Origin of the sequence: Polaribacter sp. KT25b (assembly GCF_900105145.1) — a bacterium.
GTDB lineage: Bacteria > Bacteroidota > Bacteroidia > Flavobacteriales > Flavobacteriaceae > Polaribacter.
The window spans coordinates 1489290-1507565 of record NZ_LT629752.1 but is presented as its reverse complement, the minus strand read 5'-3'; the positions used below and the strand labels follow the sequence as shown (position 1 = coordinate 1507565).

At 27.7% G+C, this 18276-nt stretch carries 15 protein-coding genes, 1 tRNA gene and 1 pseudogene; 10 read left to right on the top strand and 7 right to left on the bottom strand.

Going from position 1 to position 18276, the window contains the following annotated elements; genetic code table 11:
* Positions 1 to 98 precede the first annotated feature (98 nt).
* Positions 99 to 503 carry a helix-turn-helix transcriptional regulator gene (locus tag BLT70_RS06415; protein WP_091892752.1) on the bottom strand — a complete coding sequence of 135 codons (405 nt, stop codon included), beginning with the start codon at positions 501 to 503 and terminating at the stop codon, positions 99 to 101.
* A gap of 101 nt (positions 504 to 604) precedes the next feature.
* Between BLT70_RS06415 and BLT70_RS06410 the strand changes: the two genes are divergently transcribed.
* Together BLT70_RS06410 and BLT70_RS06405 are read left to right on the top strand one after the other, a co-directional pair.
* Entirely contained in the window at positions 605 to 2425 is a 1821-nt protein-coding gene (locus tag BLT70_RS06410) for an ATP-binding protein (RefSeq protein ID WP_157691842.1), read from the top strand.
* Positions 2418 to 3044, top strand: coding sequence for a response regulator transcription factor (locus BLT70_RS06405; RefSeq protein ID WP_091892748.1), 627 nt, complete (start codon positions 2418 to 2420; stop codon positions 3042 to 3044). Before BLT70_RS06410 ends, BLT70_RS06405 begins: the two co-directional genes overlap by 8 nt.
* Here BLT70_RS06405 and bcp read toward each other — a convergent pair.
* Positions 3041 to 3493: a thioredoxin-dependent thiol peroxidase gene (bcp, locus tag BLT70_RS06400; protein ID WP_091892746.1), complete on the bottom strand. Its 453-nt coding sequence runs from the start codon at positions 3491 to 3493 to the stop codon at positions 3041 to 3043. The genes BLT70_RS06405 and bcp overlap by 4 nt on opposite strands.
* Before the next feature lie 129 nt (positions 3494 to 3622).
* On the opposite strand from bcp, the gene nth reads away from it, so the two are divergent.
* Positions 3623 to 4279, top strand: a complete 657-nt coding sequence (nth, locus tag BLT70_RS06395; protein ID WP_091892744.1) for an endonuclease III — start codon at positions 3623 to 3625, stop codon at positions 4277 to 4279.
* 221 nt (positions 4280 to 4500) lie between these two features.
* On the opposite strand, the gene BLT70_RS06390 is transcribed toward nth, so the two are convergent.
* Complete coding sequence (locus BLT70_RS06390; protein WP_091892742.1) at positions 4501 to 5124, bottom strand: SDR family oxidoreductase; 624 nt, start codon at positions 5122 to 5124, stop codon at positions 4501 to 4503.
* Positions 5125 to 5201: 77 nt separating this feature from the next.
* Positions 5202 to 5504: pseudogene (locus BLT70_RS17560) on the bottom strand (type I restriction endonuclease subunit R); the annotation flags it as partial.
* Positions 5505 to 6006: 502 nt separating this feature from the next.
* Between BLT70_RS17560 and BLT70_RS06375 the strand changes: the two are divergent.
* The gene (locus BLT70_RS06375; RefSeq protein WP_091892739.1) at positions 6007 to 6405 is read left to right on the top strand and encodes a DNA-binding protein; all 399 of its coding nucleotides are present in this window, start codon (positions 6007 to 6009) and stop codon (positions 6403 to 6405) included.
* Between the two features lie 317 nt (positions 6406 to 6722).
* On the opposite strand, the gene BLT70_RS06370 is transcribed toward BLT70_RS06375, so the two are convergent.
* Positions 6723 to 7310 (bottom strand): RNA polymerase sigma factor, encoded by a 588-nt coding sequence (locus tag BLT70_RS06370; RefSeq protein WP_091892737.1) that lies wholly within the window; start codon positions 7308 to 7310, stop codon positions 6723 to 6725.
* A gap of 220 nt (positions 7311 to 7530) precedes the next feature.
* Here BLT70_RS06370 and uvrA point away from each other — a divergent pair, with 220 nt between their 5' ends.
* The 5 genes from uvrA (at position 7531) to BLT70_RS06345 (ending at position 15306) form a co-directional block, all read left to right on the top strand.
* Positions 7531 to 10317: an excinuclease ABC subunit UvrA gene (gene uvrA / locus BLT70_RS06365; protein WP_091892734.1), complete on the top strand. Its 2787-nt coding sequence runs from the start codon at positions 7531 to 7533 to the stop codon at positions 10315 to 10317.
* A 238-nt stretch (positions 10318 to 10555) separates the two neighbouring features.
* A complete protein-coding gene (locus BLT70_RS06360; RefSeq protein WP_091892732.1) occupies positions 10556 to 11647 on the top strand; it encodes a hypothetical protein in 1092 nt (363 codons plus the stop codon).
* A 133-nt stretch (positions 11648 to 11780) separates the two neighbouring features.
* Positions 11781 to 13706, top strand: a complete 1926-nt coding sequence (locus BLT70_RS06355) for a sensor histidine kinase (RefSeq protein ID WP_172824395.1) — start codon at positions 11781 to 11783, stop codon at positions 13704 to 13706.
* Positions 13706 to 14551, top strand: coding sequence for a metallophosphoesterase (locus BLT70_RS06350; RefSeq protein ID WP_091892728.1), 846 nt, complete (start codon positions 13706 to 13708; stop codon positions 14549 to 14551). Before BLT70_RS06355 ends, BLT70_RS06350 begins: the two co-directional genes overlap by 1 nt.
* Positions 14552 to 14553: 2 nt before the next feature.
* Entirely contained in the window at positions 14554 to 15306 is a 753-nt protein-coding gene (locus BLT70_RS06345; RefSeq protein WP_091892725.1) for a LytTR family DNA-binding domain-containing protein, read from the top strand.
* A gap of 73 nt (positions 15307 to 15379) precedes the next feature.
* On the opposite strand, the gene BLT70_RS06340 is transcribed toward BLT70_RS06345, so the two are convergent.
* Together BLT70_RS06340 and bshB1 are read right to left on the bottom strand one after the other, a co-directional pair.
* Positions 15380 to 15455: transfer RNA gene (locus BLT70_RS06340), tRNA-His, on the bottom strand.
* 54 nt (positions 15456 to 15509) lie between these two features.
* Complete coding sequence (bshB1, locus tag BLT70_RS06335; RefSeq protein WP_091892723.1) at positions 15510 to 16226, bottom strand: bacillithiol biosynthesis deacetylase BshB1; 717 nt, start codon at positions 16224 to 16226, stop codon at positions 15510 to 15512.
* Positions 16227 to 16611: 385 nt separating this feature from the next.
* Between bshB1 and pckA the strand changes: the two genes are divergently transcribed.
* The gene (pckA, locus tag BLT70_RS06330; RefSeq protein ID WP_091892721.1) at positions 16612 to 18222 is read left to right on the top strand and encodes a phosphoenolpyruvate carboxykinase (ATP); all 1611 of its coding nucleotides are present in this window, start codon (positions 16612 to 16614) and stop codon (positions 18220 to 18222) included.
* The last annotated feature ends 54 nt before the right edge of the window (positions 18223 to 18276 follow it).

The following is an 18276-nucleotide window of genomic DNA, read 5'->3' as shown; positions in this document are numbered from 1 at the left end:
AATATAATTTTAGTTAAAATATTTGTTTCGTTTTCAAAAATAGTTTTATCAGTAATTCCTTAAAATACCTACATGTAAGTATTTTAAGTTAGAAAAAACTAAAATTCAATTAATTTAAATGCTTTAGCATATCTATACCAATCAAAAATTGATTCAAGATTTAATTTTTGTTTGATATGTTTCCTATGTGTAGAGATTGTAGTCGTTTCTACAAAAAGTTTTTGTGCTATTTCATTAGATTTCTTACCGTTTACAACAAGTTTAAAAACTTGCTTTTCTTTAAAAGTTAAAGAATCAAATTTTGTTTTATGTTTAAGAATAAACTGTTTTTCTTTTTCTAACTCTTCAGAGAATTGCATTAGTTTTGGAAAATCTTCTAGAGAAATATTAAAGAAAAAAAGGAAATCTTTTACAGAGGTAATTGGAAGTTTTTTTCTTTCAGTTATTTTATTAGAATAAGCTTCTTCAAATTGAAAGTTTTCATATAATTTAATTATCTCCATACTACCTACCTATTTATATTTATAATGAATACTCAAAATTAATTTGAACTCAATCAAAAAAAACCATACTTTAGTACAGTATTTTACAATTTATATTACTAGTGAAACTTAAATTATTTACTTTTTTATTTTTATTCACATCTCTTATTTTCTCTCAAGAAAATTCGTTGTCAGTTTATACTGGGTTAAAAACTTTTTATACTAACGAAAAAGAGCCACACACAATTACAGACATCATAAATAAGTATAAAGAAGGTCAATTTTACAAAGAGGAAAACCAAAAGATCTATAAAAAGTTAAATCATAAGATTTTATGGCACAACTTCTCCATAAAACCCTGTAAAACAAATACTGGCGATAAGTATTTTACCATTTCCAATACATATTTGCCGTATGGAAAAATCTATTTAAAAAAGGGGAATAAGATTGATTCACTTTATAGAGTTTCAAATAACAAGTTTTTTCCACACAAAAATATTTTTTATAGAAATCCTGTTTGGAAAATTCCTCTAGACTCAATATTACCTACAGACGTCTTTTTAAAAGTAAAAAACAGCAGTGGTAGAACTAGAATGGCACTCTATTTAGAAACAGAAAATGAATTCTTAAAACGTATAGAAACAGAATATTTTTACTTTGGGTTATTTATTTCTTTTCTTATTTCAATGACCTTGATATTAATCTTTTTTGCAGTTCTTAAAAAAGAGTATGCTGTCTTGTTTTATGCCTTTTATATAATTACTGTTTTATTTGAGTTTCTTGCAGGTAAAGGTTTAGGTGTTCAATACTTTTGGTCTAACAGTCCTTTTTTTATAAATAATATTAGAAGTTTTAGCCAGACAGTAGGTGTCTTTTGTATTGGTTTCTTTTATATGAAATTCTATAAATTAAAAGCTTCTCAAACTATTTCTAAAGGAATTTTTAAATGGGGTACATTTTTAACAATTCCTATCATTTTATTATATATTTATAAATATTATTTTGGTGGATTGGTTAATTTGTACCTCGTCGTTTGGACCGTTTTAAAAATTATTATATTTATTTGGGTTTTAAACCATTTATATTTAACCATTAAAAAACAACTCCCTATTTATTTAGTGATTGCTTTTATTTTACCAATTCTCGCAGTAATTAACGGCCAAATTATGAACCCTGAAGTTCATCATAAATTAGCTGTAAAATTAAGCGGTCCGAATATATATTACATTACTTTGTCTTTAGAAATTCTATTATTTACTAGATACATATTTGGTTCTGTAATAGATACACAACGAAAATATTTTAAACTAAAAAAAGTAAGTGACGAGTTAAAATATAATTTTCAAAACAAAACATTTAAAATTCAGCAACAAGAACGCAACAAATTAGTAAATAATGTACACGATACTTTTGGTGGTTATTTAGAAGCTTTAAAATTACGTTTACTACAAAAATCAGAAAATACACCAGAAAAAATACAAGAAATTTTAGATGCTTTTTATACAGATTATCGCTATTTATTAAATAGCTTATATGCTCCTAAAATTAATTCAGAAAATTTTATAAGTAATTTAATTGAATTTTGTGAAAAATTAGATAAACTCACTAATCAAAAAATTTACTATGATTTTAATATTCATCATCTAGATTTAGAACAAGAAAAATGTGTTCATTTATATAGAATAATCTCTGAGCTAACCACAAATGCAATTAAATATTCTGAAGCTTCAGAAATAAATATTTTAATGAATCAAAAGACTGATCAATTTGTTATTCTTAAGGTTTTAGATAATGGCATAGGTTTTAACCCAAAAAACCTATTAAAAACTGGTTTTGGTTTAAATAGTGTAAAAGATAGAGTTGAACAAATAAATGGTTCTTTAGAAATAATTTCTAATAAAAATGGAACTATATTTAAAATAGAAATTCCTATAAATGATTAAAAAACCTTTAAAAATTATTATTGCAGACGACAATCATTTTTTTTGTGATGCCTTAAAAGACAGTTTAAATATTCACGTAGAATTAAATGTTACCAATACTTTTACAACATTAAAAGAACTCATAAAATTTACAAACTATAATAATTTAGATGTTTTAATTTTAGATATAAATTTTAATGGAGAAAGTTCTTTAGATTTTATTGATCAAATAAAAAAAGAAAATAAAGGTTTTAAAATTATTGCATTAACTACAATGAATAATAACTTTATAAAAGAAAAAGCAATAAATAATGGCGTTGATTTTTTTGTTGGAAAAGACGGAAACCTCGAAAATTTTAAAGAAATTATTCTAAATTGTTTTGTTAATAAAACTATAAAAAAAAATAAAACCTCATCAAAAATAACTATTGATAATTATACATTTACAAAACGTAAATTAGAAATATTACAAGCTTTGTATATTCATTCTGATAAAAAAGAGAAAGAACTTTCTGCAATATTAAATATCACAGAAAGTTCTTTAAAATCTCATAAAAGAGAGTTGTTTGAAATTACAAACACAAAAAGTACGCCTGAATTAATAAAATTCGGAATTAAGAAATCTTTGATAATTTCTTAATCTAATATTTGCGCAGCATGTGCTTTGGTTTTAACTTTCGAAATTATATCCTTAATAACTCCGTTTTCATCAATAACAAAAGTTGTTCTGTGAATACCGTCATATTCTTTACCCATAAATTTCTTTGGTCCCCAAACATTAAAAGCTTCAATTACCGCTTTGTCTTCATCTGCTAACAACGGAAAAGGTAATTCATTTTTATTGATGAAATTTTGTTGTCTTTTAGCAGAATCTGCACTTACTCCTAAAACATCGTATCCTTTAGCTAAAAAAGATTGATAATTATCGCGCAAATCACACGCTTCATTTGTACAACCTGGCGTACTTGCCTTTGGATAAAAGAATAAAACTAACTTTTTACCTGCATAATCAGCAAGTTTAATTGTATTACCTGCTTGATCTTTTGCTTCAAATTGTGGAGCTTTATCTCCTATTTTTAGTGATGTCATTTTTAAATAGTTTTAAAGTTTAAAAGTACAAAGTTTATAAAGTACTTTCAAACTAATCCTAAAAAATTAATTTAAAATAAGGATTTATACTTTACAACTTTTTAACTTTACAACTTTATAACTCATTTTATGACCAAACAAGAAAAAGTACAATTTGTAATTGATACACTTCAAGAAAAATATCCAGAAATTCCTATTCCTTTAGACCATAAGGATCCGTATACTTTATTAGTTGCTGTTTTATTATCGGCACAATGTACAGATGTTCGTGTAAATAAAATTACGCCTTTATTGTTCGCTAAAGCGGATAATCCTTTTGATATGGTAAAAATGTCTGTAGAAGAAATTAAAGAGATTATTAGACCTTGCGGATTATCGCCAATGAAAAGCAAAGGAATTTATGGTTTATCAAAAATATTAATTGATAAATATAACGGCCAAGTTCCGCAAAGTTTTGAAGGGTTAGAAGAATTGCCAGCAGTTGGTCATAAAACAGCAAGCGTTGTAATGAGTCAGGCTTTTGGTGTTCCTGCTTTTCCTGTGGATACACATATTTTAAGATTAATGTTTCGTTGGAATTTGAGCAACGGAAAAAGTGTTGCGCAAACAGAAAAAGATGCAAAACGTTTGTTTCCTAAAGAATTATGGAACGATTTGCATTTGCAAATTATTTGGTATGGTCGTGAGTATTCGCCTGCTCGTGGTTGGGATTTAGAAAAAGACATCATTACAAAAACAATTGGTAGAAAATCGGTTTTGAGTGATTATAATAAAGCTAAAAAGTAGCCTCTAATTTTAAGGATGCTCTTATTATTTTGATACAGATTTCACAGATTTACACTGATTTTTATAGAAATAGTTACACTGAGATTCACAGAGAAAAATGTTGTTTATACAGCAATTACAGATTATTTTATACAAAACAACCTTAAAATTACAATAGAAATTTTAAGGTTGTTTTGTGTTAAAAGAGGAATATTTTCCCCTTTGGGGAATTAAAGGGGCTGTTATTGAGGTATTGCTTTACCTATTAATGTATCTCCTTTAATAATTTCGAAAGTATCATCTACTTCTGCAGTATCGTGTAAAACTCTTACTAAAGTTTGTGCAACATCGTCTCTACTAATTTCTCCTTGCTTATTTAGTTTATGTTTTAATTCAATTTTTCCAGAACCTTTATCATTTGTTAAAGAACCTGGCCTAACAATTGAATAGGTTAAATTACTTTGTTTTAAAAACTCATCTGCATTATGCTTCGCTTCTAAATACTCTTGTAAATTTTCTGCTTCTTTTGGGTTATCTGCCCCCATAGAGCTTAGCATTACAAATTTTTTGATGTTTTGTTTTTCAGCTGCTGCAATTAATTTCTTTGCGCCATTTTCATCTACCTCTTTTACTTTTTTTGCTCCAGAACTTGCAGCAAATATTACTTTATCAATATTATGAACTGTATGAGAAACATCACCTTCTAAATCTGCTAAAACGGTTTGTATGTTTCTTTCTAAAAATTGCTTTTCTTGTTCTTTTTTACGAACCATTGCCACTGGATTAAAGTATTGAGATGATTCTAATAAGTTTACTATTTTTTTTCCTGTGGTACCATTGGCACCTGCTACTAATATATTTTCCATACCACAAATTTCGATGAAAATAGCAGTATATCTTTGCTGATATAATGTAAATGTTGATGGATATGAAATAAAATCAGCTTTCCATTGGTAGAATATACAAAATTGATTTTAAGTTTTTCTGCATAATCTAAGGCTCGTTGTAAACCTTTTGTTGGATGATCTCCAAGCTTTTTTGCTTCAACGATTGCTAAATTGGTGTTATTGTATTTTAATAAGTAGTCTAAAAATAGTCGCTTACCTCTTTTGTTTCCTAAAAGTTTTCTACCATCTATAAATTAGTATTCACGAACAATATGAATCGATTCCCATTGACTTTCTGATAATTTAGGGTCTATAAAATTGGCACAAGTATCAGATTCTGATATGTTATTCTTGTTCATAAAACAGTTAATCATTTTTAGCAATTTTACCCAAAAAAGATAAAGAAATAAATGTAAGAAAAAGCAGTCTACTAACCAAGGTAAGTCCAAAAAAATAATAGACACCTCTTGTATGTATCGTTTTATATAAACTAGCAGTATAAATTAAAAGTTTGGTGTATATATAAGTAGAATTTAATGCTTTAAAGGTTCTCTTACAACTTACATCAAGAGGCAATACAACATCCATCAAAGCCCAATTATTATTACAACAAGAGGCAATTGTAAAACTTGCTTAACTTTTGGTACAAACTATAGTAACTTTTGGCACAGAGCTACCTTAGTTTTGACACAAACTATATAGGCTTTTTGGTAAATATTGTAGTATTTTTTACGTAAAGTTCTAGTATTTTAGAGCAAACATACTAGTATTTTATTCTCTTTTTTGTAGTATATTTGAGAAATAGCTAATTAACAGCGCATTAGCCTTATATTTCTCAATAACATACAATATACAAAAAAAATGGCATTACAGTACAGAATTACCAAAAGAAATAACAGTATTCAAAATAATACCCCACAATACATTTTACAAGCCATAAGCAAGGGCACCATAGATTTAGACAAATTAAGTGTTGATATTAGTAACGAATGTAGTTTACACCAAGTAGATGTGCAAGCGGTGCTTATTGCATTGGGTATTAAAATGAATTTTTACTTGCAAGATGGTTATGCTATAGATATGGGAGATGTGGGTAAATTTAAAATGGGCTTGCAAGGCGTGGCAGCTTCAACACCAGAAGAATTGTCTCCTAAAAAGAATATTAAAAAATTTAGCATCAATTACCAACCTTCTATTAAGCTAAAACGAATGTTAAAAGCAGGAGTGAAAGTGTTTAAAGAAGGGAGTAGGCATTTGTAAGTTTTTCGTTCTTCGTTGTTGGTTGTTCGTTGTTGGTTGAATCTTGTTAGATTTCTCTATTTCTCTTTCACATCAAATAAAAAAAGCTCCAATATTTAATATTGAAGCTTTCCTCTCTTAATTCAAATTCAATTCAATAAGACCTTTTGATTTGGTTTTTACAAAAGTTAATGATTTGGAAAAATCAATCAAAAATTGAACTGTTTCTTGTTTTGGTTGCATCTGAAAATCAGAAGACTTTTTTGAGTAAATTTGCATCATATAAAGTTATTTAATCTCTTGGTTATAAAATTACTAACGATGCTTTTTTCTTTTTATTATTGGTTTACTAAAATAATTTTATTATTTTCTATTAATTTTCGCATATTTATTAAAGCATAGCGCATTCTACCCAAAGCTGTATTAATGCTAACCCCAGTATTTTCGCTTATTTCTTTAAAACTCATATCTTTATACATACGCATAACTAAAACTTCTTTTTGTTCTTCTGGCAAACCCTTTATTAGATCTCTTACATCTTCAAAAATCTGATCTTGTATCAATTGTTTTTCTGCATTAAGGTTGTTATCACCTAAAACAGAAAAAATATCAAAATCGTCTGTATTTTTAAATTTAGGCATTCTATTATTTTTTCTAAAATAATCGATTACTAAATTGTGAGCAATACGCATTACCCAAGGTAAAAATTTACCTTCTTCATTATAATTTCCTTTTTTTAGCGTTTTAATTACTTTTATAAAAGTGTCTTGAAAAATATCTTCTGTAAGATCTTTATCTTTAATTTTACTAAAAATAAAACTATATAAACGATGTTGATGTCTTTTAATTAAGACCTCTAAAAAAGCTTCATTACCATTAATGTAACCCTTTATTAAACTACTATCTGTTTCTTTTTGTATACGCATCATAACTACTTTTAAAGAAAGAAAAGTTTCTTTCTTTTTTAGATTTATTTATTAATAAAATAAAAGTAATTTTTAACTATATGCGTCTTGTTTAGTGATTGTTAAGTCTTCAAATATATAAATATTTTTTCATCCAACAAATATTTTAACAAATTCAATATCATTCTTTTTTTTAGTAAATGAAAATAATGGTATTTTTATAGCTTATATTTTTTGAACAATGAAGACCGATCTTTCTACAATAAATCCTAAAGAAAACATCATTATTAAAGGTGCAAAATTGCATAACTTAAAAAATATTGATGTTGTAATACCTAGAAATAAACTTGTTGTAATAACTGGACTTTCTGGCTCTGGAAAATCTTCTTTAGCTTTTGACACCTTATATGCAGAAGGGCAAAGACGTTATGTAGAAAGTTTAAGTTCTTATGCGCGTCAGTTTTTAGGAAAATTAAACAAACCAAAAGTAGATTATATTAAAGGTATTGCCCCAGCAATTGCTATTGAGCAAAAAGTAAATTCTACAAATCCGCGTTCTACAGTTGGTACAAGTACAGAAATTTACGATTATATAAAACTTTTATATGCAAGAATTGGTAAAACTTACTCTCCTATTTCTAATCAAGAGGTTAAAAAAGATACGGTTTCTGATGTTGTTAATTTTATAAAAAAGTTTGCTGATAAAACAAAACTTTTACTGCTTGCACCAATCATTATAGATGAAAGCCGAGATTTAAAAACCTTATTGCAAGTTTTAGAACAGCAAGGTTATGCTCGTTTAAAATGGAATGAAAAAGTTTATAGAATTGGCGATTTCCCAATAGATGATTACAAAAATGAAGCATTATATTTAGTGGTAGACAGAATTGTTACTAAAGATGATGAAGATTTTTATAACCGATTGGCAGATGCAATACAAACTGCTTTTTTTGAAGGTAAAGGAGTTTGCTTTATAGAAAACTTAGCAGATAACAAGGTTTCTGAGTTTAGCAATAAATTCGACTTAGACGGCATGTCTTTTTTAGAACCAAACACACATTTATTTAGTTTTAACAATCCTTATGGCGCTTGCCCAACTTGCGAAGGTTACGGAAATGTAATTGGTATTGATGAAGATTTAGTAATACCAAATACTGGTTTATCTATTATGGAAGACTGTATTTTTCCTTTTAAAACGCCATCTTACATACACTATAAAGAAGAATTAATTTCTGTTGCGTATCAGTTTGATATTCCTATTCATAAACCTTGGTTTCAGTTAACTGATAAACAAAAAGAATTGGTTTGGAATGGTAATAAATCTTTTAACGGTATTCATCATTTCTTTTCAGTTCTAGAAGAAAAAAGCTATAAAATTCAGAATAGAGTAATGCTTTCTCGTTATCGCGGAAAAACAAAATGTACTACATGTAACGGTAAACGTTTGCGAAAAGAAGCAAATTATGTAAAAATAAATGAAAAAACTATTTCTGATTTAGTTACGCTTCCGTTAGATGAATTAGCAGTCTTTTTTAAGAATATAAAACTAAACAAATACGAAGAAAAAATTGCAAAACGTTTGTTAACAGAAATCAACAATCGACTTCTTTTTTTAACGGATGTTGGTTTGTCATATTTAACCATTAACAGAACTTCTAACACACTTTCTGGCGGAGAAAGTCAGCGTATAAATTTGGCAACTTCTTTAGGAAGTTCTCTAGTTGGTTCTATGTATATTTTAGATGAACCAAGTATAGGTTTGCATCCAAAAGATACAGAAAGATTGATAAAAGTTTTAAAAGATTTGCGCAATTTAGGTAACACGGTAATTGTAGTAGAACATGATGAAGATATCATGAGAGAAGCAGATTACATTATAGATATTGGCCCAGAAGCTGGTACTTATGGTGGTCATGTTGTTGCGGAAGGAAATTTTGACAAAATTTTAAAATCTGAATCTTTAACTGCAAAATATTTAAATGAAGATTTAAAAATAGAGGTTCCTAAAAAACGAAGAACTTCAAAAAATAGTATCCAAATTATTGGCGCAAGAGAACATAATTTACAAAATATCGATGTTACTTTTCCGCTAAACGGATTAACAGTTATAACAGGTGTTTCTGGTTCTGGAAAAAGTACCTTGATAAAAAATATTTTATATCCATCAATGCAAAAAAAACTGAATGGTTTTGGAGATAAAATTGGTCAACATACAGAAATAAAAGGCGATTTTGAAAATATAAAAAATGTAGAATTTATAGATCAAAATCCTATCGGACGTTCTTCTCGCTCAAATCCGGTAACGTATATAAAAGCCTATGACGATATTAGAGCATTATTTTCTAATCAGAAATTAGCAAAAATAAGAAATTACAAACCAAAACATTTTTCTTTTAATGTAGAAGGCGGTCGTTGTGAAGTTTGTAAAGGAGACGGAATTGTAACCATCGAGATGCAATTTATGGCAGATGTACATTTAGAATGCGACGCTTGTAATGGAAAACGTTTCAAAAAAGAAGTTTTAGAAGTTAAGTTTGACGGGAAATCTATCGACGATATATTAAAATTAACAATTGATGATGCTGTTGAATTTTTCTCGGAAAATTTAGTCACTAAAATTGCAAAAAAACTAAAACCTTTGCAAGATGTTGGTTTAGGTTATGTGCAATTAGGGCAATCTTCTTCTACCCTTTCTGGTGGTGAAGCGCAGAGAATAAAATTGGCATCCTTTTTAGTAAAAGGAATTACTAAAGACAAAGCTTTATTTATTTTTGATGAACCAACAACAGGTTTACACTTTCATGATATTAAAAAATTATTAGCGTCATTTAATGCTTTAATTAACAAAGGTCATTCTATTATTGTGATTGAACATAATATTGAGTTGATAAAATGTGCAGATTACATTATAGATCTTGGTTTAGAAGGTGGTAAAAAAGGTGGAAACCTTATTTTTCAAGGAACTCCAGAAGATTTAGCCAAAAATAAAACCTCTTTTACGGCAAAATATTTAGCAGAGAAATTATAAATTAATTCTTTTTTTTAGAAGCTATTTCCTGCTTTCACTACTCGCTTTTTCTTTGTGCTGAAAAAAATCAGCACAAAGAAAAGAGCTCAAACAAGCCGTTCAATCAGGGCTAAAACATTCGTTACACTAAATAATCTACGAATTCTAATCTAACTTTAACGAATTCTAAAACAGCCAAAATTTAAGTAATTTTCAGTACTACTTTTACAGTGTATTAACATTTAAACAAGTAGAAATTATGAAAAAAGTATTTAAAAAATTAGGAATCGTTGCAGCAATTATTTTAACATCTAGCGTTTTTATAAATTGCGATAGAACAACAAAAATTGCAAAAAATGAATCTGAAACAGCCATCGTTTACGACCATATAAACTCAAATGTTAAAGAAGAAATTATTACTAGAAAACCTTTAGTTTTTATTACTGGTTTTGATATTGATGATGAAACTTTTTATAACAATGCAAGAACTTATTTTACAGAAAAAGATTTTGAAATTGTAGAAGATCAATATTCTTTAGAAGAAATAATTAATTGGCTAAATCAAAATGAAAGCGAAAATCCGTATGGCGAAATTCATATTGTAAACAAAAGCAATCCTTATAAAGGTATGACTTTAGAAACTGTTGTTAAAGGCGAAAAAATTACAGCAGAATCACTACGAAAAAATATTACAAAAGGAACTTTACCAATTTTAAAGGAAAGTGTAAACGCAAATTCTAAGATAATTTTTCACGCAAATGGTTTAGGAGAAAACATCGAATTAATGAATACTTTTAAAGATGCTTTTTGCTCAGACGAACTACCAAGTGTAATTGCTTCTTCTTACTTTTCAGTTTTTGGTGGCGAATTTACAGAACATTATTTGGCAAAACCATTTTATGTTTTTTATCCAACAGCAAATTCACCAGGAAAAGTAGATTTATCAAAAGAAATTGCCAGAAAATATAGAGAAGAAAAAAATATCGATTGGTACGACGCTTTAAATAACAAAAACGAAAGATATGTTGGCGATGCTTATTCAACTCAATTTTCGATTCCAATAAAATTTGAATTAGATTATCATAATTCTGATGATGAAATGCCAACTTTTAGCAATCAACAAGAAATTATAGATTTTATTCAGCAAAAAGAAAGTTTATATGCAGAGTTTGTAAAACTAAATATTCCATTAGAAAAATTTAGATGGACTACAAAAGTTAAAAATAGTTTGTTTACTATTTATGGAAAAACGACAGGTTTAATTGTTTTAAAACCATTAATTAAACCTTACGGAGCATTAGAACATGTAAAACCAGATACCAATAACAAACGTTTATATGCAATGAATTAATTGAGAAAGGGAAAGTAATTTTAAAAACGTCATTATATAAAATACTATATAATGACGTTTAAATTAGTAAGTTTGTGATATGATGTTTTATAAAAAAAATCTTCTTGTTTTTTTTCTATTAGCTTTTGTAAATATGTTTGCTCAGCAAAATAATTTACAACTTTTTACTGTTGATGATGGTTTACCTAGCAATATTATTTTTGATATACATCAAGATAAAACTGGTTATTTATGGATTGCCACAGAAAAAGGACTCGTAAAATTTGATGGTGATGATTTTACTCAAATCAACAAACAAAAAACAACCAATTTAACAACTAAAAATAATACAATTTATGCTGGTTTAGAAAACGGTTTATTAATTAAAGAACATAGTAAAGAAGTTTTTTTAGCATCTAAAAAAGTACTAAAAACGTTTATTTTTAATGATATTATTTTTGTTGGTACTGAAGAAGGAGTTTACAAAATCTATAAAAATCATATAGAAACAATTAAAATAAATACAGAAATAAACAAGTCTTCTATTAACGATATTATTTTTGTTTATAACGCTTTTTATGTAGCAACAAATAAAGGTTTATGGAAACTAAATCGTTTAGAAAACCCAAGTAAAATTGAAAAAATAAATAACAATTACATTATTTCTCTTGCTAATTTTCAAAATGAAATTATTGTTGCAACGCTTAAAAATGGAATAAAAACTATTAATGCAAACGCTATTGAAAAAACAATTTCTTTTCAAGAAAATATAACATCCGTAAAAAAACTAAAAAATGAAATCTGGGTAACTTCCAACAAAAACGGAATTGAAATTTTTACGCTTCCCTCCTTTTCATTTAAGCAAAAAATAAACAAATACAATTCTTTAAAAACAGATGAAATAAATACTGTTTTTAAAGACAATCAAAACACAATTTGGATTGCCACAAATAAAGGATTATACCAACTTAAAAATGACAATTATAACAATTCAAATAATAAAAAGCCAGTTATTTATTTTGAAAATTTACTTGTAAATAATCGAAAAGTAGATTCACTTTTAAATAGTAAAATTGCTATAAATTTTTCACCATCAGAAAATAATATTTCTATCTATTTTAAAACAGTTGATTTAATAAATCCTAAAAAAATTAAATACAGATATCAATTAATTGATGGATTTTCTGCTTGGTCTACAAATAATTCTGTACAATTTGCAAACTTAAATGCCGGAAGATATACGTTTAAAATTCAATCAAAAATTGATAAAGAAGAAAGTAAAATAAAATCTTTTTCTTTTAAAATTGATGCGCCTTTTTATAAAAAAACAACATACATTTTAGCTGCAATAGCACTATTATTATTTATTGCATATTTAATATTAGATTTTTATATCAGAAATCTTAATAAGAAAAATAAAGAAAAAATAGACACCCTAAAATTAGAAAACCATTTACTTTCTTTAGAACAAAAAGCGTTGCAATTACAAATGAATCCGCATTTTATATTTAATGTTTTAAACGGCATTAAAGCACTTGGAAACTCAGGAAAAACAACAGAATTAAATACAACTATTTCTCAATTTTCTGTTTTATTAAGAAGTATTTTAAACAACTCTAGAAAAGAAGAAATTAGTTTAAAAGAGGAAATAGAATCTTTAAAAAATTATATAGAATTAGAGCAGAAAATGAGTTCTAAAACTTTTGAATATAAGATAATTACAAATTTAAATAACATTGATGCAGAAGAAATTTTGATTCCAACAATGTTAGTGCAACCTTTTATTGAAAATGCCATTAAACATGGCTTTCAAGCAAATACAAAAGGAATAATTACTATTTCTTTTGATGTAAAATATCACTTTTTAAATTGTTCTATCATCGATAATGGCATCGGAATCGATCAATCTAAAAAAGGAAAATCTAATTCTAATCATAATTCTTTGGCTTTAAAAGTATCCAAAGAAAGAATTACACACATTTCTAACAAAAGTTCATTTACGATTAATGAAATCGTTGAAAACTCTATGATAAAAGGAACCAAAGTTTGGTTTAAAATTCCGTTAAAAACAGATTTCTAATGAAAAGAAGAAAATTTATTAAAAAAACCATTTATGGAACTCTTGGAGCAAGTTTTTTAGGCGGAATTTATTCCTGGCAAGTAGAACCTTATTGGCTAGAATTTGTAGAAAAAAAAATGCCCATTAAAAATTTACCAGAAAATTTAATTGGTAAAACACTCATTCAAATTAGCGATATTCATGTTGGTAATAAATTTAATTATCAATATATAATCGATTCTTTTAAAAAAGCGCAAAAATTAAATCCTGATTTTGTTGTGTATACAGGAGATTTTGTTTCTTATGATACCAATGAACAATTTGCGCAATTAAAAGAAGTTTTTAAATATAGTGTAACAGGAAAATTAGGAACTGCTGGCGTTTTAGGAAATCACGATTATGGTCATGATTGGGTTCAGCAAAACGTTGCAAATAAAATTACATCTATTGTACAAAGTGCTGGAGTTAAAATTTTAAGCAATGCCGAATTTAATTTTAATGGATTAAACATTATTGGTTTGGATGATTTTTGGGGATTAAATTTTAATCCGAAGAAAATAATGGACAAATACAATTCTGAAAATGCTAATTTAGTTTTATGCCATAATCCAGATGTTTGTGATTTAGATGTTTGGAATAATTATAAAGGTTGGATTTTAGCTGGACATACGCATGGCGGACAAGTAAAACCTCCTTTTTTAAATCCGTTAATTTTACCTGTAAAAAACAAAAAATATAATGCAGGAGAAATTAATTTAAACGACGGAAGAACGCTTTATATCAACAGAGCTTTAGGTTGTCTTATTCCTGTTCGATTTAACGTAAGACCAGAAATTACTGTTTTTAAATTAGAAAAATTGTCTTAAAAATGAAAAAACTTACATCGATTGTAGTAGATGATATTCCTGTAGCTTTAGAAATGCTATGTTCTGATATTGAAAAATACCACCCAGAAATAGAAATTATAGGAAAAGCAGCCAGTGTAATTCAAGCTGCAAAATTATTACAGAAAAAACAACCAGATATTTTATTTCTAGACATAATGTTAGGAGACGGAACTGGTTTTGATATTTTAGAAATTGTACCTAATTTACAATCTAAAATAATATTTGTTACAGCAAGTGATGCTTTTGCTATTAAGGCTTTTAAATTTGCAGCTATCGATTATATTTTAAAACCCTATTCTAATGACGATTTAACAAATGCAATTGAAAAAGCGAAAAAACAAATACAACCTAACAAAGAACAATTAGACGTTTTGCAAGAAGCTATAAACAATCCTTATTCTGCAAATCAAAAAATATCTTTACACACATCAGAAAAAATAATTGTTGTACAGCTTTCAGAAATTATACGTTGTAAATCAGACAATAATTATACAACCTTTTATTTAGAAAACAATCAAAAAATATTGGTTTCAAAAACTTTAAAATATTTTGCTGATATGTTAAAAGAAAACGGATTTTTAAGAGTGCATCAAAGTCATTTAATAAACATAAAATATATAAAAGAATTTATAAAATCTGATGGAGGATATCTGATGTTAAAAGACAAAAGTAATATACCGGTTTCTATAAGAAAAAGAAATGAAGTAATTGAAGCTTTAAATAATTTTAACTAGCAAAAATTATAATTCTATCGATACTTATATGTACAAAAAAAGTCTTCACATTTCTGAGAAGACTTTGTTTTTTGGGTGGAAGACGGGACTCGAACCCGCGACACTCGGTACCACAAACCGATACTCTAACCAACTGAGCTACAACCACCATATAATTGCGGGTGCAAATATAAATCTTTTTTCTATTTATAAAAAAGAAAATATTAAATTAATTTACTAAAATTTTCAATTGCCACGTAACGCTCTGTGGTAAAGCCTTCTGCATAATCAACACCAATTAACCTGCCTAAATCTCTTGCTCTATAATTAATACTATCTGTAAAATTCTTACTTGTTATAGGCGTTTCTGGCTCATTACTTTTAGGATCATAAAACTGAGAAGAATAAGCCAACACAGATTTCTCTTTAACATCCATAAAACCAGTAACATTAATTACAAAATCTGGTTCAATGTTTTTCCATTGTATATAATGATACACTTGTTTTGGTCTCCATTTTTCTTGTAACTTGCCATCAATTTCAGTTTCTACCTTTATTAATCCGCTTAAAAAGCAAGCATCAGAAACCAAACTACTTGCTTTTGGATGATCTATATGTCTGTCATCAATTGCATTGCACAAAACTATTTCTGGTTGATATTTACGAATCATTTTTATAATTTCTAATTGATGCTTTTTATCATTTACAAAAAACCCATCTGCAAAACGTAAATTTTCACGAACAGAAACTCCTAAAATATTAGCAGCATTTGCAGCTTCTACATCTCTTAACTCTGCAGAGCCACGAGTACCTAACTCACCTCTTGTTAAATCTACAATTCCTACTTTTTTTCCTAAAGAAATTTCTTTTGCAATGGTTGCTCCACAACCTAATTCTACATCATCTGGATGGGCTCCAAAAGCCAAAATATCTAGTTTCATATATAATTTACTTAATTAAGATATATTAATGTTTTATCAGTTTTTATTATAAAAACCAATCTAATGCCCTTAAAATAGACAACAAATTCATCATTTTATTAATTATTCTACAATAAAACAAGAAAATGAATCATCAAAAATAATCATTTTTTAAAGAAACGTAATAAGAAATTATTTCTATTACGTTTTCGTATTTAATTTTATATAATATTGACTTCTTTTTGTTAGGATTATCATAAAAATTAACGGCATGGTATAGGTATGATATATGTCATAAAACAAACTGTATAATGTGAGTAATTTTACAATATCAAAAAAAAATAATATAGAAGCCAATCAGATGGCAATTGTAATAAACATTAATTAATACCTATAAAATTAAATTATGGAAACCAACAGAAACATGGAAACTTACGGACTAAAAAATGTAACTGTAAATTGGAACTTACCTACCGAAGAACTTCAAAAAATTACTATTGAAAAAGGTATGGGTAGAGAAACCAAAAATGGAACTTTAGCTATAAACACTGGTAAATTTACTGGTAGATCTCCTCAAGATAGATTTATAGTAAAAGATGACTATACTGCAGACAAAGTTTGGTGGGGAAAAACCAACAAACCCGTTTCTCAAGAAAACTTCGATAAATTAAAAGCAAACGTTACAAATTATTTATCTAATAAAGAATTATACGCTAAAGATGGTTATGTGTGTGCAGACCCAACTTACAGAACAAATGTTAGAACAGTAGCAGAATACCCTTGGTCTATTTCTTTTGTATTTAATATGTTCTTAAGACCTACTGAAGAAGAATTAGCTAATTTTGATGAAGACTGGTTAGTATTATGTGCTCCTGGTTATGTTTGTGATGATCCAAAAGCATACGGTATACGTCAAGGAAATTTCTCTATCATTAACTTTACAGATAAAATTGCTTTAATTGGTGGTTCTGGTTATACAGGAGAAATTAAAAAAGGAATTTTCTCTGCATTAAACTTGGTGTTACCAGTAGAAAAAAATGTATTACCAATGCACTGTTCTGCAAATGTTGGTGAAGATGGAGATACTGCAATTTTCTTCGGATTATCTGGAACAGGAAAAACAACTTTATCTGCAGATCCTACAAGAAAATTAATTGGTGATGATGAACACGGATGGACTGCTGATAACACTATTTTTAACTTTGAAGGTGGTTGTTATGCTAAAGTTATCGACTTATCAGAAGAAAAAGAACCAGATATTTTTAGAGCTATTAAGCCAGGTGCTTTATTAGAAAATGTAGTATTTAAAGAAGATGGGGAAGTAGATTATATGGATGGTTCTATTACGCAAAACACACGTGTAAGTTACCCAATTTATAACATCGATAATATTGCAGTACCATCATACGCAAACAACCCTAAAAATATTTTCTTTTTAACAGCAGATGCTTTTGGTGTACTACCTCCAGTTTCTAAATTAACTCCTGGACAAGCTGCATACCACTTTATCTCTGGTTATACTGCAAAAGTAGCAGGAACAGAAGCAGGAATTACAGAGCCTGTACCATCTTTCTCTGCTTGTTTTGGTGAACCTTTTATGCCATTACACCCTACAAAATACGCTGAAATGTTAAGTAAAAAAATGACTGAAGCTGGTGTAAATGTTTGGTTGATTAACACTGGATGGTCTGGAGGTCCTTACGGAACTGGTTCTCGTATTAAATTAAAATATACAAGAGCAATGATTGGAGAAATCTTAAAAGGAAGTTTAGATAATATCGAATTTGAACAACACCCAATTTTCGGATTATTTATGCCAAAATACTGCCCTAATGTACCTACAGAAATGTTAAACCCAATGAATACTTGGTTAAACAAAAGTGCATACATTAGTAAAGCAATTCACTTAGCACATTTCTTCCACTTAAACTTTGAGAAATTTGCAAATGAAGCTTCAGATCATATTATTGAAGGAGGTCCATTAATTGATGAGCACCACCAATTAGATCACATGTAGTAGAAAAGTTTCTTTATATGAGGCTAGGTTTTCTTTCAAAAAAAGAAAACCTAG